The sequence below is a fragment of the Bacteroides sp. HF-4919 genome (genome assembly GCF_018860125.1).
On the sequence record NZ_JAHKNF010000004.1, the window covers coordinates 346,695 to 368,899 of the forward strand.

A 22,205-nucleotide genomic window follows, 5' to 3' on the forward strand; every position below is an offset into this window, starting at 1 on the left:
CTACCAGTTTTTAGAGTTCGGTTTACGGCGATGGGAGGCGAGCAAGGACTCATTCTCGTCCTCGAAACTTTGCGGAACTGGATTCTTCCGGGAAGATTCCAGCCATCTATCCAGTTCGTCACGATAGATGTAGAGATGCTTTCCTTGTTTTATAACCGGAATATCGTCCTTCTTGACCTTGTAATAAAAGGTCGACAACGGCATTTTAAGATAGTTGCAAGCCTCCTGTACGGTCATGGGGACGTGCGTGTTCTCTTTGGTTTCGTACTGCTTGGAAAGTTTCTCCGTAAGCAGGATTTCCATACTTGCGATTCTGTCGCATAGTTCGCCTACCACAGTCGGCAGGTCGTTGAATGTCAGTTGGTCTTTTTCCATATTATGACTATTTTAATCGTTTAACATGCTGCGAACCAACTCAATGAAACCTTGCAGAACAATACAGACCGGATTAATTATTTCGTCTGCATATTTTTTTTATTGCGAGTCATCATTATCTACATCTAAATGGAAGCGATAGTCGCCTTTATCTGGTACATCAATGGGAATCTGGCTTGAGACATTATCCCGTAAATTAAGTTTAAGATATTCAAGGGTCGCGTTTACGAGTTCGTATGGAAATGATTTCTTGATAAAAACGGCTCTTTTCGCTAAGGGCACTCCCAAGCGTTCACCGACATTCCATGCCAAATGGCGAAGCCCCGGCGACCTCAGCGGATTGTCTATATTGGAACGAATCGGTTTATATGACTCAGGTTGACCGTAAGCCATATGCTCTATATTGGAAATGAGGGTGGCAATATCCTCTTTGGAGAGATAGGGGGCAGTCTTGACGGTTACGTATTCCCGAATCGCATCCATAATTTCCGCTTGCCTTTCAATTTCTTTCTTTTTGAGTTCCACCAATATGGAATCATATTTATTCAAATGAGAATCTTGCGGACAATCAGAGTTTACAGTATTTTGATTTGACTGTTGGGACGGAGGACACTCCTGTTCAGCCAAACCCATCGATTGCTCGATAGACAGTGTTTCAGTAGCATCCATAGATTCTATGGCGTTCTCTGATTTTACAATAGGGGTAGATGGCTCGCCAAAAGAGAAGTTGATAGGATTTTTTGTCAGCCATTTATAGAAAAATTTGTGCAGGAGTCCGCACAATATGATAGCTATTACCAGTTCAAGGATGACAGGAGTCGTTATGCGCATGATATTGATGTCATGGCAAAGGAAAAGATAAGTGTCTATGGCCGCATAAATGATAACGGACAGTGCGAGGATAAAACTTATCTTTTTAGTCTGAATTTGTTTTTTATTCGTCATGGTCTGCAAGTATTTGGAATCGTTTTGCGCTAAAGATATAATCGATATTCCAGATAGTTGCAATAAAAAGATTGATAGTTACCACGTATCATGCTAAATATCACGGTCAGAGTATGATTTTTCACCTAAAATCATACTCTGACCGCAGAAATCGGGGACAAAGCAGCTGTCAGTCTTGTCGTGTCAGGGTAATTTTCTTACTGGCTTCACGTTTGTTGGCATCCACGACTTTGATATACCTTTGCGTGGTGGTGATACTCTTGTGCGCCATGATGCTCTGTATGGTACGGATGTCCGTCCCGGCAGCTGCTTGTAGCGTTGCAAATGTTCTCCGGTATGAATGAAATGTTATGTTCTTGGTAATTCCGGCAGAACGAATCCATTCTTTCATCGGTATTTGCGTCCAACTACGCATAAGTCCCTTGAATACCAAACCTTTCTTTTCAGAACTATAACCTATCAATCCCAATGCTTCTTCGCTGATGGGAATGATGTCTTCCGCTTTGTTCTTCTGCGTAATGATGTGTACGCATTTCCCACCGGCAGAATAGTCCACGATGTCTTCCCAACATAGCGAGAGAATATCACTGATACGCAAGCTGGTCATACAGGAAAACAGCGATGCCGTTTTCAGAATAGGCTTCTTACAAGGTGTCTCGGCCAATTTGTACAGTTCCTCAACAGACAGGGCCTCTTTCATTACATCTTCTGTCTCTATCTTTTCCAAGAAGTCATTGACATTGGTCTTTATCATCCCATTACGGTAGAGTATTTTCAGGAAACCTCTGAAAGTAGACCAATATCCTGATGCGGAGTTCCGTGTGATACGTCCATTACGCCTTAGCTTCTTGGCACTCAGCAGATATTCCCGAAACTTGTTACAGAGGTCGATGTCAATCTCTTCAAAGGTGCATTTGCCATGTACGAAGTTATTGAAATGCAGATAGACAAACTCCCATTTCTGGTCATGCTTACGGAGCTGCTTGCGATAATACTCCAGAAAGTCTGCCTTGAGTTTGTACTTGTCAAAGAAGTCATACCGTTCATTGACTACCGACTCGAACCTGCGGCAACGGATAGCTTCGGCTTTCTCGGTCATTACCTCGTTGAAATTCTGTTCACGTTTGTTTCTCGGATTGGCATAGATATAAATACCAAGCGATTCATGACGGATAACTTTCATTGTCTCTTTGTCTCGATATCCCGGATAATAATCCAGATAGAAAGACATCATCCTGCCTTTTAGCGGACGTGTCCTTAATGTCACAGTCTTGCATTCATGCATAATGTTATATTTTATGGTTATTATTAATTCGTCGGCGAAACTCTATAATGTAATCATGCAGATTACCTACAGCAGGGATTAATTTTTTGAATAATTTACGGATAGCCATAAATTAGACTATTTGCGGACACCCATTACCCGGTCAAACTCCACTTTCAGGAATCTGACGAATCGTCCGTTCTTCTCACGGTTGATCTGATGGAATTGCAGAATACCGTAAACTGAATCACGAGAGAGTTTGAATTTCTCCATCGCCTCCTTGACGGTGTAGTATTCCGCCTTGCTCTCCTGTTCGGAACTCTTCGAGAGGTCGAAGTGGAGCTTTGAGTAGAATATCTGCCCATGCTCTTTCTTGGAGGGAATGTTGTTCCGATACACTTGCGAACGGATGGCGACACGTGTCATGCCGTACTTCTCCTGAATCTCTTCCGGTGTGTACCATTCGGTAAGGTCGGAATCCACCTCGTATTTGGCAAAGGCGGCATCGATATGTTTCTTGCTGTAATAGTTGAACTGGCGTATTCTCACCTTCGGCACTTTATGTTGCCGTGTGTAAGTCCACACCCATTTGGCGTTGACTTTATATTTTTCCGCAATCTCTTCGGCGGTGTAATACTCGGAGATGTTGAAGTCGTTTTTTGCAACCAGTCGTTCGTAAGGTTTGCTTTTGAGCATTAACTCTATGTCTGCACGCCTTACCAAAGCCATTCTTCCGCTAATTCGGGATGCTCTAAGTTTATCCTCTTTGACTAATTTATAAATGTACTGACGGCTTACGCCCATCAATCGGGCAGCCTGCGAGAAAGTGAAATATTCCTGCTTCTCCAGACTGGAGCGCAGCTCCTGCATTTCTTGAATATGGCGCAGTTCCATTTTGCGCTCCTTGATACGATGTTTGTAACCTCGCTTCGAGCATTGAGGGCTACAATAACAGGTCGTTGTTTTCTGTGCGATGAATGGTTTTCCGCACCATTGACAAATTCTCTTTACTTCCATATTTCCTATATCATTTTCTCTGTTTTTTTATTTCCCTTTTTGTCTACACATGTAAACCATTGTCAACACACGTCAACTAATGCGTCACTGTGACATTCGGGCTAACCGTGAATTTCTGTCGCGGTAGAAATATGATAGAAAAATATGGATAAAAACCGTTATCTCCAAATACGGACTGGAAAGTGTTAAAATAGAAAAGTCGCTGATATACAGCGACTTTATTCTAAATGATTATAGTTGGTTACGGCTGTTTCCAAGCCATCATTTGCCGATGCAAAAATGTGCAAATATATTCTGTAGCACCATATCATTGGTCACTTCCCCTACTATATCGGATAAATGGAAAATACATTCACGTATGTCTTGTGAAAGAAAATCCCCGGAAATATTTGCATCCAATCCTTCTTGTACCCGGTGAATTGCATCCAATGCACGTGTCAACGCTTCGTAATGACGGACATTCGTTACAATAACATCATTCTGTGTGACTGTTGGTAAATGGGCAGCTGCTATAAGTTTTTGTTGGAGTTCATCCGTGTGCTGACGTTGTTTCGCAGAAATAAAAATAGATTCTATTTCCGAACCGACATGCTCGGAAAGTTGTGAGGTAAGTTCATTTTTCTGAGTTTCATTTATCAGTTCTACCTTATTAAAGACTAAAATCAATTGTTTGTGTTCACAACGAGGAAGAATCTTATCGGAGAGTAGTTTTAGCTGTGAGATTGCGTCTGCTGAATCAATTATCCATAGTACAATCTCTGCCTGATCGAGCTTTTGAAAAGTTCGTTCGATACCCAGACTTTCAATCATATCGTTAGTTTCCCGAATGCCGGCTGTATCGATAAAGCGAAAAGTGATACCACCTATATTTACAGTATCCTCAATGACATCGCGTGTTGTGCCGTGAATGTCACTGACAATTGCCTTATCTTCGTTCAACAGAACATTAAGTAAGGTAGATTTTCCTGCATTGGTTTCTCCGATAATAGCTACCGGAACACCATTCTTTATAGCATTTCCTACACTGAACGAGTCTACCAGGCGTGCAATCACCTTCTCAATTCCGTCAGCTAACTGGCGCAAGGCAGATCGGTCGGCAAATTCCACATCTTCTTCACTGAAATCCAATTCCAGCTCAATCATTGATGTGAAGTTCAATAGTTTCTCGCGCAATATTGCCAATTCCTTGCTAAATCCGCCACGCATTTGACTCAGAGCAAGACGATGGGTGGCGGCAGAAGATGAGGCTATTAGGTCGGCTACAGCTTCGGCCTGACTTAAATCCATCTTACCATTGAGGAAAGCTCGTTGAGTGTATTCTCCCGGCTGTGCAGTACGGCATCCGTTTTTTATCAGCAATTGCATTACTTGCTGTAGAATATAGGATGAGCCGTGACAAGTGATTTCAGTACTGTCTTCCCCCGTATAGGAATGTGGGGCCCGGAAAAGGCTGACGAGAACCTCGTCTATCAGTTCTTCTCCGTTATAAATTCGGCCGAAAGTTAGCGTATAAGGCTTTTGTTCACTCAGCAGCTTTCCGGGTTTAGCCGGAGTAAAAATACGACTGGTGATGGTTATTGCTTCAGGACCGGAAACACGAATGCTTCCGATGGCTCCTCCTTGAGCGGTTGCTATGGCGCAAATTGTGTCTTGATTCATTATCTATTTCATTTTGAGTGGCAAAGATAGAGCTTTCTCTGTAAAAAACAGAGTAAACAGATAGAAGTTATGCTTTATTATTTTATCTTTGCTCGCATACAGCAAGACAAATTTTATGGCTATGGGACACGCAAAAGATTCATTTTCGGGGATGGAGAATATTGAAAAATTAAAAGAGGATTACCAGAAGATCACTTCTGTTTTGGCCGGACATCAGATTGCATTCTGGGAATACGATATTCCCACGGGCGAATGTAATTTTACAGATGAATATCTTAGTATCTTGGGTTTAAAGGAAGCAGGAATTGTTTTCAGAGAAATTAATGACTTTTATCGGTTTGCTCATCCGGATGATGTTACTTCTTATCAAACAGCTTTTAACCGCATGCTTGAGTCGGATACAAAGACTTCTCAAATAGTAGTGCGTTGCTTGGGAGAGCATGGAGAAACAATTTGGCTTGAAGATAATTTCATTGCGTATAAGAAGAATAAGGAGAATGGTTCTGATAAAATTATAGCATATACTGCCAATATTACTTCACGCTGTGAAAAAGAAGTGCAGATCAGACAGCTTGAAGAGCGAAACCGGAAAATTATTGAGGCACTCCCTGAGTTTATATTTATTTTTGATGATAATTTCTTTATCACGGATGTATTGATGGCACCCGGTACGGAACTATTACATCCGGTAGAAGTCTTGAAAGGAGCAGATGGGAGATCTATTTATTCAGCGGAGGTCAGCGAATTGTTTATCAGTAGTATACGTGAATGTTTGAAAAGTGGAAAACTGAAAGAAATAGAATATCCTTTAGATGTAGAAACCGGCAGACATTATTTTCAGGCGCGTATTGCTCCGTTTGAGGGGAATAAGGTATTAGCTCTGATTCATGATATAGGTGACCGGATACAGCGCTCGCAAGAATTGCTTGATGCTAAACGGCGGGCAGAAGAGGCAGACCGGATGAAATCGCTGTTCCTTGCTAATATGAGCCATGAAATACGTACTCCTTTGAATGCGATTGTCGGTTTCTCGGAGATAATAGCTCTGACTGAGGATGAAAAGGAGAAAGAGGAGTATTTAGGGATTATCCAGCAGAATAGTAATCTATTGCTGCAACTGATCAATGATATTCTTGATTTGTCACGCATAGAGTCTGGTAAATCGGAAATGCACTGTCAGTTGACAGAAATAAGCGGGCTGGCAGATGAAGTGTATAAGGTACACCGTCTTAAAATGAAGAAAGGGGTCGAACTAAATGTGATTCGTCCATCAGATGAAATCTGGATTTCGACGGACAGAAATCGTGTAACACAGGTATTGTTTAATTTCTTATCGAATGCAATTAAAAATACGATTGAGGGGAGCATCACCTTTGGACTTGTAAAAGAGGAAGAATGGGTGAAATTTTATGTGGCAGATACCGGTTGTGGCATTTCTAAAGAGAAGCTCCCTTTGATATTTACCCGTTTTGAGAAGTTGAATGATTTTGTACAAGGTACAGGATTGGGTTTACCTATCTGTAAAAGTATTGTGGAACGGTTAGGAGGTCGGATCGAAGTGGAATCCGAGCTTGAGAAAGGGAGTACTTTCACTCTTTATCTGCCCAATAAGCAAGAGCAAAAAGTAACGGTTGCGGAAAGAGGAAATGCAACCGTCACTGTGGGACTGAGCAACCGGCAGAAGAAGATACTGATAGCGGAAGATGTGGAGTCCGGTTATCTGCAGATTAATGCCTTTTTGAAGAAAGAATATACAATTCTTTGGGTGCCAAATGGAGAGGAAGCAGTAAAAAGTTTCATGCGTGAGAAGCCCGATTTGATTCTGATGGATATCCGAATGCCGGTGATGAATGGTATTCAGGCGACAACTAAAATTCGTGCAATTTCGCAAGAGATACCGATTATTGCGGTTACAGCATATGCATTCTGTCCGGAAGGGGAGCAGGCTATTGAAGCAGGGTGTAACGAAGTGATTGCGAAACCTTATCCTCTGGAAAAGCTGAGAGAAACTATCGGAGCTTATTTGCAGGAGGGAAGATAAGCCTGTTTTTCGATGCAACAATTTATGATATAGAGTGTTATGTAGAAAACAAATAATACTATATAGATAAATTGAATTATGAAGAAAGTTGTGATAATCGGAGCCAGCGGCTTCGTGGGTTCGGCTATTCTAAATGAAGCTTTGAACCGTGGATTTCATGTGACGGCGGTAGTTCGTCATCCTGAAAAAATTAAGATTGAGAATGAAAATCTGGAAGTGAAGAGAGCCGATGTCTCTTCATTAGATGAAGTTTGTGAAGTTTGTCAAGGTGCCGATGCCGTGATTAGTGCTTTTAATCCGGGTTGGAATAATCCTAATATATATAAGGAAACCATTGAGGTTTATCTAACGATTATTGATGGTGTGAAAAAGGCTGGAGTCAACCGTTTTTTAATGGTGGGAGGGGCCGGTTCATTGTTTATTGCTCCGGGTATTCGTCTCGTTGATTCGGGAGAAGTTCCCGAAAAAATATTGCCCGGGGTGAGGGCTTTAAGTGATTTCTACCTTGATTTCTTGAAGAAGGAAAAAGAGATTGATTGGGTCTTCTTCTCACCGGCAGCAGATATGGCTCCGGGAGTACGTACCGGAAGATACCGTCTGGGTAAGGATGATATGATTGTAGATATTGTGGGTAACAGTCATATTTCCGTGGAAGATTATGCCGCTGCCATGGTTGATGAACTTGAAAAGCCGGAGCATCATCAGGAACGTTTCACCATAGGGTATTAAACGGACGGTATCTCTCAAGATAATTAAGATAAAGTTTTGCACATCCCCGGGCGTCGGAAAGGGCTTCGTGGTGCTTAAGTTCAATTCCCTCCCGTTCGCAGCAAGCACTCAGATTGACTGGTTTATATCCCAAAGAACGGTAGATTCGGCAGGTACATTCCCAATGTTCCGGAAGTAATAGCTCGTCATAGTCCAGTCTGTACATCCGCATGGTGCGTTTTAGTACATTACGGTCGAATTGCTCATTATGTGCAACTACTACTTTTCCTTGCAACCGCTTTTTTATTTCAGGATAAATGGCATGAAACCCCGGAAGTGATTCCGTCATTTCCGGGGTTATTCCATGTACGAGGATATTTGCACGCCAGTATTCATTCTCCGGTGGTTGAATCAGGCTGTAATATTCATCCGTAATTTCTCCGTCGGTAACGGTGACAATACCTACGGCACAGGCACTTTCCATGTATCCTGTGGCTGTTTCGAAATCGATGGCGGCAAATGATAGATTCATCAGATTCGGTCAAGAACAGTTTTTATTAATGTATCGATGGTATTTTTATAGCCCGTATTCGCTTCTTTGATCAAACGGTTGGCTATAACCATACAGACTGTCATGGCTTTGTGTCCCATCAGCTTGCCGAGGCCGGCAAGAGCGGAACTCTCCATTTCAAAGTTAGTTATTTTATAACCCTTGTATTCAAACTTTTCGATTTTGTCATTTTGGTTGGGATCAGCCAAAGGAACACGAAGTTCACGTCCTTGCGGTCCGAAAAAACCTCCCGCTGCAATGGTAACTCCACGTACCATATCATCTTGAGCAATACGGTCAATCAATTCAGCATTGGCATCAATCACATAAGGGGCAGGAGCGCATATATTGCCAGACCAACCCATGTGGTTTAGAAATGCCCGCTCAAAAGGAAGATCGCAAACGGCATTGCGTCCGGCATAAAAATTCAACAGACCATCAAAACCGATTGATTTTTCGGAACAGACAAAAGTTCCAACCGGTGTATTGGGTTGCAGTCCCCCACAAGTACCGATACGGACTAATTCCAATGACCGAAGGTGCTCTTTTTCTTCCCGTGTCTGAAAGTCGATATTTGCCAGAGCATCCAGTTCATTAATCACAATGTCGATGTTGTCGCAACCGATACCTGTAGATACGACCGTTATTCGCTTGCCTTTGTAAGTTCCGGTTATTGTCTTGAATTCGCGGCTTTCCACTTCGCATTCTTTGTTTTCGAAGTGAGAAGCTACGAGAGCCACCCGTCCGGGATCACCTACCAATATAACTTTGTCTGCCAACCATTCCGGCTTTACATGCAAATGAAATACCGAACCATCTTCATTAATGATTAATTCGGAGGAAGGAAAATACTTTTTCATGTTATTGAAAGGTTTTAGTTTTATAAATAAGTTCACCACAAATTACATAGATTAACCACTCTTTTTAAGAGATTATTCTTCTCCAGTCAGTTGTGGTATGCTGTGTAGTTTGTGGTGAATGATTTCTCTTTAGTCACCCAGTGGTTTGCTGGTAGATCCGCCAATCGGCTTAGCTATATTTTCACGCATTGAGGTGTCAGCCTGGATGTTTTTCATCTTATAATAATCCATAATACCAAGATTTCCATTGCGGAAAGCTTCAGCCATGGCTTTGGGGACTTCTGCTTCTGCTTGAATCACATTAGCTCGGGCTTCTTCTGCTTTGGCTTTCATTTCCTGTTCGGTAGCCACAGCCATTGCGCGACGCTCTTCTGCTTTAGCTTGCGCAATATTCTTATCGGCATTTGCCTGGTCTATCTGTAGAGCAGCACCAATATTCTTACCTATATCGATATCGGCGATATCAATAGAGAGGATCTCAAAGGCAGTACCTGCATCGAGTCCTTTGCGTAGTACCAGTTTTGAGATAGAATCAGGATTCTCAAGTACTGACTTATGGTTTTCAGAGGAACCGATTGACGAAACGATACCTTCGCCTACACGTGCCAGGATTGTATCTTCACCGGCACCACCCACCAATTGACGGATATTGGCGCGTACCGTCACACGTGCTTTGGCTATCAACTGGATACCGTCTTTGGCAACAGCTGTTACGGGAGGTGTATCAATAACTTTCGGATTAACTGACATCTGTACGGCTTCGAAAACATCACGACCTGCGAGGTCTATAGCAGTAGCCATCTGGAATGGAAGTTCAATATTGGCTTTTGATGCCGATACCAGCGCATGAACTACCCGTTCCACATGACCGCCTGCCAGATAGTGTGCTTCAAGTTCGTCACGGGTTATGTTACTCAATCCCGCTTTATGTGCTTCGATCATACCGGGTACGATGATGTAGGGCGGAACATTACGGATACGCATCAGGAAAAGTTGTACCAGTGAAATATTAACTCCCGATACTTTGGCTGACAACCACAGGAAGAAAGGTACATAATGAAAGAAGAGAACCAGGAAGATAATACCTCCTGCTATCAAGAAGATAGTCAGATACATGGGTTCGACATTCATAATTGTGCTTGATTTTAAATGAATATTAGGATTTTAGTTTTTCGACAAAGATTATTCCATCAGTGATCCGATTGACTATAATCGGAGTTTTTTCATTCAGTAAACCATCCATTGATTTTACTTCTATGATATTCCCATTGATTTCAGCATTGCCAATCTGAGCCAGGCGGGTAACTGTGATACCCGTATCGCCCACTTTTACTTTTTCGGCAGCACTTCGGTCTATTTTGGATGTTATATCTTTCTTCAATGCGAGCTTATCCAGAGTTTTCGATCGCATAAACCAGACAAGCGAACCGATGCAGGCGACTCCTGAAATGATAAGTGTTGTGAATCCCGCCCCTGTCCCCAGATTGGCAAAAGCGTAATAGTTGGCATAGATGATGCAAACCAAAGCCGAAATACCGGCAAGGCTGATACCCGGAATCACAAACAGTTCAACTAAAAAGAGTATTACTGCTGCAACAATCAATGCAATGATGATCAGTACATCCATAATTGGGTTATTTTAAATTTTGTTTTTCTGCGTTCCGGACTTCAATAGCCTGTTTATCCAGTTCTTTCGACATTTGGAATATCCTTTTCTCAAGATCACGGATAGCCGGAGCCATTTTCGTTTGTTCGTCTTTGTTAGACCGTGCAAATCCCTCACGTTGGTTAGTTAGTTTGTTAGTTTGCTGACGGTAGTCTTTCTCCATCTGTTCGTATTTCAAATACAGTTGTTTGGCTTTAGGAGATTTGAAATCCGTCAAATGATGATAGGTAGAATGGTCGTCAATAACAAACTCAAAATCGAAGTTTTGTTGTATGTCAGGTTTGTGGTTAATAGCTGCTTCAAGGCGTTGGCGGGCATTATCCACTATTTTCTGATCTTTCCAGGTACTCTCCAAAGAATGGAGTTGAGCTAACCCGATTATTTCTTCCGGATTCATTGCTTCGTAATTATAGGTCCGTTTGGATTCATTGGGTACGAAAACGTATATACAAACCTTGTCCTCGGGTTGGTGACGGTCGGAAGCGAACCATCCCAGGTTATTGTATTCATCGATGACATACATATAATCGTTGTAAGGAGAGTTGAAAGGCATTCCTACATTTTCCGGAACCAGATAGGTATCAGTATTAGTGTTATATCGGGTTACAAAAATATCGTATCCTCCCATAGAACCATCACCGTCGGAAGCATAATAGATAGTCACTCCATCCGACAATACGTATGGGTAATTGGCGTTTCCCGAGGCATTAATACTTCCCGGAAGTGGTTTCCCTTGACTCCATTCATCCAACATTTTGGTCTTGGACAGGATATTCAGGTTTTCTTCTCCTTGTTCGCTGTAATAAATGCGATTTCCGATTTCTGTTTCATAAACCGTTCCCGGATGATAACCTTTGGCTTTGAAATAATCATTGTAAGTGAAAAGTTTACCTGCCTCTTCACTTATTTTATAAGCTTTCAAGAAGTCGACCTTGTCTACTACAAAGCTATCGATGACACATACGTCTTCTACTCCTTTCAGCATGCGAAGATTTCCTTTTGCCTTTTCCAGCAGTTGTTCCGCTTCTTCTGTGGGTTTCTTCCGTTTTGATAGGTCAGCTATGTATGTTTCATAGCAGTCTACCGCATCTTGAAATCGGTATAGATCATTGTAAGTTTGCGCAAGGTACAACTGCCCGCTCGGAATTCGCTTTTTTACTGCAGTTTCCAGATACTTCAACGCTTCAGCTGCATTACCGGTTTTAAGACAACATACGCCATACCATAGATTATAATTACCGTTTGCCGGTTGCGATTTAACATATTTCTGGAAAACGGGTTTGGCTTCAGCATATTGTCCTTTACCGTACATGGCCCTTGCTTGTTCCAAGGTTTGTGCCGATACGCTTGTCAGGAGAAAGCATAATAGAAAGAATAGAATATTTTTTTTCTTCATAAATGGTCTCGGGTTATTATTCGGAAGTTCAAAAATACAAATTAATTGGAAATAAACCTTTTTTCTCTTCTTCTATTATGTTAATTCTTCTTTAAATCATTCTTTTCTCTTACTTTTGCAGCCGATTTTTAAAAGAGTTATGGCACAGATTACGGAAGAAGAGAAAACCATTCGGCGTATCGAAAAACGGTTTAATAAAGGGATAGTTCAATATGGACTGATAGAAGAGGGAGATAAAGTGCTTGTCGGTCTTTCGGGAGGGAAAGATTCTTTGGCATTGGTGGAATTATTAGGTAAGCGTTCACGTATTTTCAAACCTCGTTTTTCGGTGGTGGCAGTACATGTGGTTATGAAGAATATTCCCTATCAGAGTGATTTGGATTATCTTCGTGCACATGCTGAAAGTTATGGAGTTCCGTTGGTTGTTTATGAAACCTCATTTGATCCTTCTACTGATACCCGCAAATCTCCTTGCTTTCTTTGTTCGTGGAATCGGAGAAAAGCCTTGTTTACAGTTGCCAAAGAACAGGGGTGCAATAAGATTGCTCTCGGACATCACATGGACGATATTCTGGAAACACTATTGATGAATATTACATATCAAGGAGCATTCAGCACAATGCCTCCACGGTTAGTAATGAATAAGTTTGATATGACTATTATTCGTCCGATGTGTCTGGTGCACGAAGCAGACTTGCTGGAACTCGCGCAGATACGTGGATACAGGAAGCAAGTAAAAAACTGTCCATATGAATCGCAGTCGAGCCGTAGTGATATGAAAGGAATACTCCGCCAATTGGAAAAGATGAATCCGGAAGCCCGATATAGCCTTTGGGGAAGCATGACGAATGTACAGGAAGAGTTACTGCCTAAAGAAGTAGAATTTTAATTTCAAATATAAGTATGAAAGGTGTTTATGCAATTTCGTTATTGATTGTTTCCAATATTTTTATGACTTTTGCCTGGTATGGGCATCTGAAACTGCAGGAGACAAAAATGATCAGTAATTGGCCTCTGTATGGCGTGGTTTTGTTTTCATGGGTCATTGCGCTGGCAGAATATTCTTGTCAGGTTCCGGCCAATAGATTGGGGTTTAGTGGGAACGGGGGACCATTTTCATTAATGCAACTCAAAATAATACAAGAAGTGATCACTTTGATCATATTTACTGTCTTTTCTACTTTACTGTTTAAAGGAGAGTCATTACATTGGAATCATGTGGCTGCTTTTGTCTGTTTGATAGCGGCTGTATATTTCGTGTTTATGAAGTAGGCAGTTTGCGTCGGTATCTCCCGAAAGAATATCTCCGGAGAAAGGATATACATATTTCTCCGGGGATATTCTTTTTATTTATCAAGATATTGTTCCATGTTTTTTGTGAAATAGCTTTTCAACTCCCCTTTTTCATCACTGTAGATAAAATAAGCACCTATGTTTGGGTGTGATTTTGTAAATGCCTCCGCTTCATCCAATCCCATTACCATAAAGGCTGTAGCCAATGCGTCGGCAGTCATGCAATCCTCTGCAACTACGGTTGCCGAAAGAATGTTGTGTTGTACCGGATATCCGGTACGGGGATCGATGGTATGGGCATACTTTTTGCCATCTTTATAATAAAAGTTACGATAGTTTCCGGAAGTAGCAATGCCGACATCTGTCAACTTGAGCGTTGTTTGTATCTCTTGATTGAGGGATAACGAATCGTCTACCGGTTTGTTAATGCCGATTCTCCATACTTCATCTTTGGGATTCAGTCCCTTTACGACCAGTTCTCCACCTATATCGATCATGTAGTTCTTAATACCTTTGCTATCCAGATACCGTGCTACCACATCTACTGAATAACCTTTGGCCACTGCACTGCAACTTAACATCACTCGGGGGTCTTCTTTTATTACTTTGCCGTCTTCCAGTTTCACTTTTTGGTAGCCTGTGATTTGGAGCAGGCTGTCTATCATGGTTGAGTCAGGGAAGGCACCCTTCTTGAAACCGAATCCCCATGCGTTGGCCAACGGAGCTACTGTAATATCGAAAGCTCCTTGGGTTTCGGCTGAGATTTCCATGGATCTGTTGAAACAGGTTTGGAAGAAACTATCCGTTGCAATTTCTTCGTTACGGTTGACACGGGTAATAACAGACGTGTCATTGAAAGGGGAGAGGGAACCGTCGAACCTCTTTAATTCAGCGTCAATTTCTGTTTTCAGATTACCGTCATATTGGTAAGTAATATTATATACAGTACCGAATACAAGGCCGTTGATACTGTTGTAAGGTACCTGTTTATTGCGTTGAGCTAATATCCAGATCGTTCCCAGCAGAAGGATAGCCAGCCAAATAAAGCTTTTTCTTGTTTTCTTTTCCATAATGAATAAAAGTATGCAAGCGACAAACCTGTTTATGATTTTCCAGAGTCTTGTGGCTTGTGGTTGATAGCTAATTATTAAAGAATAAGTGTTCTATTAATATTTTGGTTCCGATAAGGATCAGTATAATCCCTCCCCATAATTCAGCACGGAGCTTTCGGGCAATACCACATCCAAAGCGGATGCCGAAGATGAGCCCTATAAGAGACATCAGAAAGGAGACAAATCCGATAATGCCCACCGGGTAAAGGATGGACGAGCAACTCTTAATACCCAGAAAAGCGAAAGACACTCCTATAGCCAATGCATCAATGCTGGTTGCTATAGCCATTGTTATCACAACTTTCAAGCTTGCCGGATTAAATCTTTGGCAACAATCTTCTTCTTTAAAGGATTCTTTAATCATCCGTCCTCCCAGGAAAGCCAAGATGGCAAAGGCGATCCAATGATCAACCGATTCGATAAGATGACTGAATGTACTTGCTCCCAGCCACCCTAATAGAGGCATTATAGCTTGAAAAAGTCCAAAAAAGAATGCCATGACGAGCATGGGCCGCCATTGGATACGTTTTAAAATAATACCGCTTGCAATAGAGACAGCGAGACAGTCCATCGCTAAACCAATTGCAAGCAGCCAAATTTCTAATCCTGTCATGTCGTTAAAATGGTAGTTTATAAATCAGGGTATATGTGATACCTATGTTTGAAGAGTCATATTCACCGAAACCCGGTACATACCATGGATTTCCATGTTCGTTGACTGAAGCCGAGGTCTTGAACTTAAAGCGTAAGGTCCATCCCATATAGAATCTTTTATAGATTTGAACGTTTACTCCGGCTACTAACTCAAGCCATTGCATATTGGATTTTAGTCCATTGTAATGATAAGGTACACTTCCTCCCCAGATACCGTCTATTAATCCCGGATTGGCCATACTTCCACCATAAATAGGGTCGGAAAAGGGTGTACTTGAGATGTCGTATTTGAAACTGCTGAATCCATAACGCAGTCCCACATACAAATATTCTTTAACGACATTATAATCTACTCCGATACGGAAGTAAGGGGCTGCACTTTTGTAATGGATACCATTATCGCTCCAAGTATCTGTCTGTCCGAAACCTATTTCTGCTGTGGGGATAAATTTCCTTTTTAAGTTCACCCGTACATTTACTTCGGAACTTAGAAAATCCCCTCCAAGTAGTTTACTGCCTAACCCAAATAAGTCTACACCTACATACGTACCATTATAAAATGGAATTGTATCCACTTTTATCTCCTCTTTAGCTTTCTCTTTAGTGGAGGGACGTGCATTCGGTCTTTGTTGTTGTGCATGGAGCGGAAGACTGAATGCAAGACACAGCAGACTAACGATTGTAGCGGTAGAATATTTTAAGATTTTCTGTTCCATTAATGTTAGCTGCATTTGATTTGATATATATGGAGTCTATGCTATGATATTTCTTTTTATTGGTATCTGTATAATCGATCGGATGAATACTGATAATGTTTTGTTTCATACTGTATCCACAATCCATAGATTGGAAGTAGGGAGTATTGGTTTGTCGGATAACCATTGTATCTCTTAACAGGCGGGTATAATGAAACACAAGAATGGTAGAGTCACTTGTGTAGCGTAGAGGAAGGGCGATATCATGAACCTTTTTTTGATTATTGATGATAATTGAGTCAGTTCCGAACGCTGTTACAGTCAGAGAGTCAAGAGTGTCGTTCAGTACGGCTTTTGTTTCCGGATTGATGGTATACATATTGGCATAAACCATCGGACGTCCGGTCATGGAGCAGTCGCTCTCTTCCGAGCAAGCAGAAAAGATAGCACCGGTCAGTGGGTAAGCTATCATCAGGAAGAGTATCAGTTTTATTAATTTTTTCATCGTACAGGTTTCATTTATCATTCATTATATTATTTTTTCTATCAGGTAATTGTTGCGTTCCGGAGCGTTTCGTGAGATCAGTTCACCAAGGAAACCAGCCAGAAATAGCTGTGTTCCGATAATCATGGCAGTCAGTGACAGATAAAAATAAGGGGAGTCTGTTACCAGGCGGTAAGGCATGCCGTGATTCATATTGTATAACTTGCTGGCTCCTACAATAACCACTGAGATGAATCCCAGTATGAACATCAGTGAACCTAACAATCCGAAAAAGTGCATCGGCTTAATGCCGAATTTGGAAAGGAACCAGAGAGAGATTAAGTCAAGATACCCGTTGAAGAAACGGTTCCACCCGCCAAATTTGGTCTTTCCGAATTTACGTGCTTGATGATGTACCACCTTTTCGCCGATCTTCTGAAATCCGGCATTTTTTGCCAGATAAGGGATATAGCGGTGCATTTCTCCATATACTTCGATGTTCTTCACTACGGCTTTACGATAAGCTTTCAGTCCACAATTAAAGTCGTGGAGGTTATGTATTCCCGAAACTTTGCGTGCAGTCGCATTAAATAATTTGGTAGGCAAAGTTTTCGATAGCGGATCGTATCTTTTTTGTTTATATCCTGAGACAAGGTCATACCCTTCTTCGGTAATCATGCGATATAGTTCCGGTATTTCGTCGGGACTATCTTGCAAATCAGCATCCATAGTGATTACTACATCGCCCTCGGCTCGTTCGAATCCGCAATATAGGGCAGGTGATTTCCCGTAATTTCGTCGGAATTTGATACCTTTTACTGTGCTCGACTGTTTTTGGAGTGATTCGATAATCTCCCATGAACGGTCGGTACTACCATCATTTACAAAGATAACTTCGTACGAAAAGCCATTGGCTTTCATCACTTTCTCAATCCAGGCATAAAGTTCCGGGATGGATTCTTCTTCATTGAACAACGGTACTACAACAGATATATCCATTTTTTATATGAATTAGATATTATAAATTATAGAGGTTGTACCTCCGGTGATTTGGGCTTTCGCATTACAAATAAGGCAGTGGGGACGGCTAATATGCTGCCATAGAACACATTTTGCGACATCAGTTGCATGGTAATGTCTATCGGTGTCAATGTACTGATCATTTCCATCACTTCTTTGAGTTGTCCGATATAACCTTCTACGCCTGGTACATCTTTATTAGTCAATTCGTCAAACATTCCCATATAGGTGTTTACAATAAAACCATGGTCGATGAACCGGAAATAAATATAATGGGCTACTGCCGTAAGGAGTGCCGCAAACATATACATAAAGACAATAAATACCCATGCTTGCAGAAAACGGATGGAACCGCCACATACTTTGTCGCGATAGGTACGTGCGTAATAATATCCCATAAACGGAACTCCTAAAGTCAGTCCGAAAAACAGGAATAAAAGAAATGGAATAGATAATCCCAGTGGGAATAGAATGAACTTAAGTATCCAGTATACTCCCATATAGGTGCCAAAATGCATGGCATATTTTTGTAAGTTACTTCTGCTCTCTGTCATTTTATTAATAAATAGCGCACAAAGGTACAAATAATATTGGTTGGTATGGAATTTATGCCTGTTAAAGTTAATAAAGCTATCCGGACAGAAAAAAAACATTTTTTTTTCGATTTTAAATCTCTGAAAAGTAGGTGCTTACTGATGAACCTTACAAAAAAATGCAAGCTCCCTATTGCAGGTTTAATAAAAATACCTACCTTTGCACCCGGGTAAGTCCTATACGGCCAGCTCCCTTCGAATCCTCCAGGGCTTGATCGCAGCAAAGGTAGTTGGTTGTAGCGGCGCGATATAGTAAGCTTACCCACTTGCCTCTTTAGCTCAGTTGGCCAGAGCACGTGATTTGTAATCTCGGGGTCGTTGGTTCGAATCCGACAAGAGGCTCAAAAAAAGAAAAGCATCTCGGTACTGAAAAACCATCTGTTTTTTCAGATCAGCCTTCTTGAAGAGCAAAAGTGAGAGTCGCCAAGTTAGAAATACTAACTTGGCGACTTTTCTATTTTTTTTTAAAGCGAGTTCTTGAAACGCTTGATAGCCTCGTCCGTATGGGCAGGCAAACACTTATCTTGATTAATTATGTAAAAAAGCAGCTTTCCTTAAATTAATTTGAAGATCCTCTTGATATTTGCTGCAAAGATGACCATAGCGCCTTGCGGTTGCATACAAAAGATCCCGTACGACAATGCCCTGTCGTATCCGAATACCTGCTTTAGTTCCGCGTTTTTCGGTTCTGTTTTATACCTTATACGGGACTTGGCTTTAAGGTCTTCCATATCTTGAAAGATCAACTGCGAGCCCCCGTATGAGTAGCATCAACTATGATGGCTTTCGATTTCATAATGCCTTTCTCGATTGCTATGGACACAGTCTTGCCGATTAGTTAGAAGGATCAGCAGATCTTTGGACAAATCAAGAACCTGATCCTTAGGAGGGTGCTTTTTCAGTGCCCTGAAGATTTTCGGGGGCAGCTTTTTATTTGGAGTATCATTTAAATTAGGGACAAGGACCGATCTTTGTTTTGAAAATAAAGTGTATCATGAAGCAGGAAAGTGGAGACGGTTTTAGTACATTATACCATATTCCATTTTACTTCTGTATGTTTGGTTTGGAACTATATTATTCCGTGTAAATCATCTTTTTAGTCATCCCTCCGTCAATCGTGATATTTTCACCGTTGATAAAGTCATTTCCTTCTTCACAAAGGAATCTACACATGCGGGCTATATCTTCCGGTTTACCGACTCTTCTTGAAGGGTGTTGTGCATGATCCTCCGGACGGAGACAATCGTAGTCATGGGTTTGTATCCAGCCCGGCGCAATAGAATTGACTGTGATATGAAATTGAGCAAGTGACAAGGCTAACGCATGTGTTAGTGAATAGATTCCCCCTTTAGAGGCTGCATACCCCTCGCTGCCGGATTCACTCATTAAATATCTGGTAGAGCAGATGTTGATGATTCTTCCGTACGGATTGGGTGTTGTTTGTGATTGACGGTGGACAGCCATGAAGTGTGAAGTAATAAATACCGGGCGTAGATTAATGGATAGAATCCTGTCGAAATCTTCTACGCTTGTTTCAGTGATAGGAGAGAAGTCACTGATGCCTGCGTTATTGATCAAGACATCAATGTCATCCCATTCCTCAATGATGCGTTGCATGCAGTGTTCAAGCATATCCTTGTCACTTATGTCAACTTGATGGAAAATGGCTCCTGTTTCTTCTGCGGTATGCTTTCCTGCTATTTCGTCTTTGTCACAAAATGCCACCCGGTACCCACTTTTGCAGAATATTTCTACAATAGCTTTACCAATTCCATTGGCTCCTCCCGTTACAAATACTCTTTTATGATTATGGGGCTCTGTTGTCGTTTGAGCCGCTTGTTCCCTTTTAGCAGAGTGAGTGATACTCGTTTTCTTTTTGCCATATTTGCGTGCTTTTTCCCAGGCCGCTTTTCTGGCTTCGTATTGCTCGTATTGTCTTTCGATATAATTGTCTGCCATAATATTTAGGTATTCAAATTGGGTATAGGGTAATGATTCTTAGGTTGTTTATTTGCACCGATGCTGCATATTGGACTAATTGATTACCAATAGTTTGAAACTTAAATGGTAGAAAAGTCCGTTTTGCCCTTCTTTTTCTTCGCTGAACGAATGCAAAGATAGTGCGTTTTTCTGTCATAGGAAAGCAAGTGAAAAATACTTTTGAGAAACATTGTGTGAAATCATGTTTCCGGACATTGATTTACAGGTGTTGTTGTGGATGAATTGCAAAGTATAACTGGTAGTGTTTATGATGTGGGTTCAACCCATCTCATGAATCTTACGCAGTGCAGGAAAAGACAATCTGATATATATATGTATGATATTATCCTATATGCTGCAGATTCGCATCAGCGAGAGAGAGACTTGTTTAAAAATGAGTTTTATCGTTTAGCTGATTGATATCGTCCTAAAACGAAAAGTATATCAGAGAAAGCTTGCCAACAATATAATAAACTTGTTACCCAAGGCAGTATGCTATCGAAGCATTTATAAGATTCTTACATTATTGCTTTAAGGGGGATTAGGATAATCATGAGGTTGATAGTTAGGTTTTTAGGTTTATAGTGTCTTGCTTGTTCTGACTTTTCTTATGGCATTTCCAGATTGTGAACAGGTTGGCAAAGTAGCATCACGTTTTGCCAACCTGTATTCTTTGAAATTTATTCGACCGGAATGTAGATTTCGGTTAATAATTCTTCGGGAAGAGTACATGAAGGATCATTAAGGTATCTTTCAGCACTGGGTTCATCTCTCAGGGTACACTCCATTTCGGGTAAATAATTGCCGTAAATTGTATCATATACAGCTTGTAACTGATCGTATGGCCCCTGGTAGAGGAAAGTTGCATAACGTCCCGCAGGCAATTGTTTGAATCCGACATTTCCCTTTGGAGTTGCGCTTGTTGGTAACAACATACATACATCCGTCCGAAGTTTTCCGGCGGGAGTCACTTTAGGATCATCATGGTAGATGCAGAGAGGTGAAGGATCTCCCATCGGAAGCTTCTGTTCTTTCACAAACTGAATCAGACGTATCCAGGTGCCTGCATAGTCATTGAGTTTATAGTCGCCGAAGAGACGGATGTAAATTGCATTTCGTTGGGGAAGTTCCCTGATTTCCTTTTTCAATTCCAGATCCGGTTTGATAATGGCTGGTTTCATAATTACAAAGTTTTTATTATTACGATATTCTGTTGGTGAAATACCATACATCTGTTTGAATATTTTGGAGAAAGAGGATGGAGAAGCATATCCGATCCGATAGGCAATATCAGCTATCGGAGCGGATGAGTAGCGTAATAGGCGGGCTGCGGCCTCGGTGCGTGTCCGGACGATAAAAGTACCGACGGGCTCGCCTAAAAAAGCTTTCATGATGCGGTGAAAATAAAAAGGAGAGAAATGGGAAATCCTGGCCAGTGATCTCAGGTCAATTTCTTCACCTAAGTGGAGATTGATATAATCTACCACTGCGTTCACACACTTCTGATACTCTTCTTGCGTTGTCTTTTTTCCTTCCATGATTCAATTGGTATTTCAATGCTGCAAAGATAGGGTGAAAAGAGAGAAAGGACTTGTCCGATGTTGCGGAATACAAATAAAAATGCGATTGGTCTTATTCGGGAACAGGGCTTGCCGGATTCATTTAGGGAGCGCGGCTGCCGGTTACTTTCTATTCGGGTATTCATAGGCTTGGAGCAGAATTGGTTTTAAGAGATATAAAAAGAATCGGGAATAAATCTGATAGGATACGTCAACGGGATGTTTTAAGTTTAAAAGTTTGATATAAAAGATTGGATATGTATACTCGGATTTACATCCTAAAAAAACAGGACAAATGGCCTTGGATTCACTTGCCCGGAAGTTAACCCCCAAC

At 41.3% G+C, this 22,205-nt stretch carries 22 protein-coding genes, 1 tRNA gene and 1 pseudogene; 5 read left to right on the forward strand and 19 right to left on the reverse strand.

Annotated features, from left to right (window positions below; all coding sequences use genetic code 11):
• From KO473_RS09555 to mnmE, 5 genes are all read right to left on the reverse strand, one after another.
• A complete protein-coding gene (locus tag KO473_RS09555) occupies nt 1–375 on the reverse strand; it encodes a helix-turn-helix domain-containing protein (RefSeq protein ID WP_032587042.1) in 375 nt (124 codons plus the stop codon).
• A 99-nt stretch (nt 376–474) separates the two neighbouring features.
• Nucleotides 475–1,320, reverse strand: a complete 846-nt coding sequence (locus KO473_RS09560; protein WP_032587045.1) for a membrane protein — start codon at nt 1,318–1,320, stop codon at nt 475–477.
• 169 nt (nt 1,321–1,489) lie between these two features.
• Entirely contained in the window at nt 1,490–2,605 is a 1,116-nt protein-coding gene (locus KO473_RS09565; protein WP_022276607.1) for a site-specific integrase, read from the reverse strand.
• A gap of 117 nt (nt 2,606–2,722) precedes the next feature.
• The gene (locus tag KO473_RS09570; protein WP_010992345.1) at nt 2,723–3,601 is read right to left on the reverse strand and encodes a helix-turn-helix domain-containing protein; all 879 of its coding nucleotides are present in this window, start codon (nt 3,599–3,601) and stop codon (nt 2,723–2,725) included.
• A gap of 261 nt (nt 3,602–3,862) precedes the next feature.
• Nucleotides 3,863–5,260, reverse strand: coding sequence for a tRNA uridine-5-carboxymethylaminomethyl(34) synthesis GTPase MnmE (gene mnmE / locus KO473_RS09575; RefSeq protein ID WP_005821435.1), 1,398 nt, complete (start codon nt 5,258–5,260; stop codon nt 3,863–3,865).
• Nucleotides 5,261–5,381: 121 nt separating this feature from the next.
• On the opposite strand from mnmE, the gene KO473_RS09580 reads away from it, so the two are divergent.
• Nucleotides 5,382–7,301, forward strand: coding sequence for an ATP-binding protein (locus tag KO473_RS09580; protein ID WP_005821434.1), 1,920 nt, complete (start codon nt 5,382–5,384; stop codon nt 7,299–7,301).
• A gap of 78 nt (nt 7,302–7,379) precedes the next feature.
• On the forward strand, nt 7,380–8,030 hold the full coding sequence (locus KO473_RS09585; protein ID WP_005782631.1) for an NAD(P)-dependent oxidoreductase: 651 nt from the start codon (nt 7,380–7,382) through the stop codon (nt 8,028–8,030).
• On the opposite strand, the gene KO473_RS09590 is transcribed toward KO473_RS09585, so the two are convergent.
• The 5 genes from KO473_RS09590 to KO473_RS09610 form a co-directional block, all read right to left on the reverse strand.
• Nucleotides 8,014–8,541 carry a 3'-5' exonuclease gene (locus KO473_RS09590; RefSeq protein WP_005782630.1) on the reverse strand — a complete coding sequence of 176 codons (528 nt, stop codon included), beginning with the start codon at nt 8,539–8,541 and terminating at the stop codon, nt 8,014–8,016. The two genes, KO473_RS09585 and KO473_RS09590, sit on opposite strands and share 17 nt — an antisense overlap.
• Complete coding sequence (locus KO473_RS09595; RefSeq protein WP_005807914.1) at nt 8,541–9,419, reverse strand: nucleoside phosphorylase; 879 nt, start codon at nt 9,417–9,419, stop codon at nt 8,541–8,543. Before KO473_RS09595 ends, KO473_RS09590 begins: the two co-directional genes overlap by 1 nt.
• A 129-nt stretch (nt 9,420–9,548) precedes the next feature.
• Complete coding sequence (floA, locus tag KO473_RS09600) at nt 9,549–10,550, reverse strand: flotillin-like protein FloA (protein WP_005807912.1); 1,002 nt, start codon at nt 10,548–10,550, stop codon at nt 9,549–9,551.
• A 25-nt stretch (nt 10,551–10,575) separates the two neighbouring features.
• On the reverse strand, nt 10,576–11,046 hold the full coding sequence (locus KO473_RS09605; RefSeq protein ID WP_101603466.1) for an NfeD family protein: 471 nt from the start codon (nt 11,044–11,046) through the stop codon (nt 10,576–10,578).
• Nucleotides 11,047–11,053: 7 nt separating this feature from the next.
• The gene (locus KO473_RS09610; protein ID WP_005821431.1) at nt 11,054–12,481 is read right to left on the reverse strand and encodes a tetratricopeptide repeat protein; all 1,428 of its coding nucleotides are present in this window, start codon (nt 12,479–12,481) and stop codon (nt 11,054–11,056) included.
• Nucleotides 12,482–12,620: 139 nt separating this feature from the next.
• Here KO473_RS09610 and KO473_RS09615 point away from each other — a divergent pair, with 139 nt between their 5' ends.
• Both KO473_RS09615 and KO473_RS09620 read left to right on the forward strand, forming a co-directional pair.
• Nucleotides 12,621–13,370: an ATP-binding protein gene (locus KO473_RS09615; protein ID WP_005782625.1), complete on the forward strand. Its 750-nt coding sequence runs from the start codon at nt 12,621–12,623 to the stop codon at nt 13,368–13,370.
• A gap of 14 nt (nt 13,371–13,384) precedes the next feature.
• The gene (locus KO473_RS09620) at nt 13,385–13,753 is read left to right on the forward strand and encodes a DMT family protein (RefSeq protein WP_005782624.1); all 369 of its coding nucleotides are present in this window, start codon (nt 13,385–13,387) and stop codon (nt 13,751–13,753) included.
• Nucleotides 13,754–13,827: 74 nt separating this feature from the next.
• Here KO473_RS09620 and KO473_RS09625 read toward each other — a convergent pair whose 3' ends face one another.
• The 6 genes from KO473_RS09625 to KO473_RS09650 form a co-directional block, all read right to left on the reverse strand.
• Nucleotides 13,828–14,844, reverse strand: a complete 1,017-nt coding sequence (locus KO473_RS09625; protein WP_005821411.1) for an FAD:protein FMN transferase — start codon at nt 14,842–14,844, stop codon at nt 13,828–13,830.
• A gap of 70 nt (nt 14,845–14,914) precedes the next feature.
• Nucleotides 14,915–15,499 carry a manganese efflux pump MntP family protein gene (locus KO473_RS09630; protein ID WP_005782622.1) on the reverse strand — a complete coding sequence of 195 codons (585 nt, stop codon included), beginning with the start codon at nt 15,497–15,499 and terminating at the stop codon, nt 14,915–14,917.
• Between the two features lie 4 nt (nt 15,500–15,503).
• Nucleotides 15,504–16,256, reverse strand: coding sequence for a DUF6048 family protein (locus tag KO473_RS09635; protein ID WP_005782620.1), 753 nt, complete (start codon nt 16,254–16,256; stop codon nt 15,504–15,506).
• Complete coding sequence (locus tag KO473_RS09640; protein ID WP_032536806.1) at nt 16,213–16,740, reverse strand: DUF6452 family protein; 528 nt, start codon at nt 16,738–16,740, stop codon at nt 16,213–16,215. Before KO473_RS09640 ends, KO473_RS09635 begins: the two co-directional genes overlap by 44 nt.
• Before the next feature lie 24 nt (nt 16,741–16,764).
• Nucleotides 16,765–17,718 (reverse strand): glycosyltransferase family 2 protein, encoded by a 954-nt coding sequence (locus KO473_RS09645; RefSeq protein ID WP_005782616.1) that lies wholly within the window; start codon nt 17,716–17,718, stop codon nt 16,765–16,767.
• Between the two features lie 26 nt (nt 17,719–17,744).
• On the reverse strand, nt 17,745–18,293 hold the full coding sequence (locus KO473_RS09650) for a DUF4199 domain-containing protein (protein ID WP_032530334.1): 549 nt from the start codon (nt 18,291–18,293) through the stop codon (nt 17,745–17,747).
• A 307-nt stretch (nt 18,294–18,600) separates the two neighbouring features.
• On the opposite strand from KO473_RS09650, the gene KO473_RS09655 reads away from it, so the two are divergent.
• Nucleotides 18,601–18,674 (forward strand) — tRNA-Thr (locus tag KO473_RS09655).
• A 212-nt stretch (nt 18,675–18,886) separates the two neighbouring features.
• Here KO473_RS09655 and KO473_RS23410 read toward each other — a convergent pair.
• From KO473_RS23410 to KO473_RS09665, 3 genes and pseudogenes are all read right to left on the reverse strand, one after another.
• Nucleotides 18,887–19,081, reverse strand: a pseudogene (locus tag KO473_RS23410) (IS5/IS1182 family transposase); the annotation flags it as partial.
• Nucleotides 19,082–19,406: 325 nt separating this feature from the next.
• Nucleotides 19,407–20,291, reverse strand: a complete 885-nt coding sequence (locus KO473_RS09660; protein ID WP_122130310.1) for an SDR family NAD(P)-dependent oxidoreductase — start codon at nt 20,289–20,291, stop codon at nt 19,407–19,409.
• Between the two features lie 701 nt (nt 20,292–20,992).
• Nucleotides 20,993–21,850, reverse strand: a complete 858-nt coding sequence (locus KO473_RS09665) for a GyrI-like domain-containing protein (RefSeq protein ID WP_005807894.1) — start codon at nt 21,848–21,850, stop codon at nt 20,993–20,995.
• Nucleotides 21,851–22,205 lie beyond the last annotated feature (355 nt).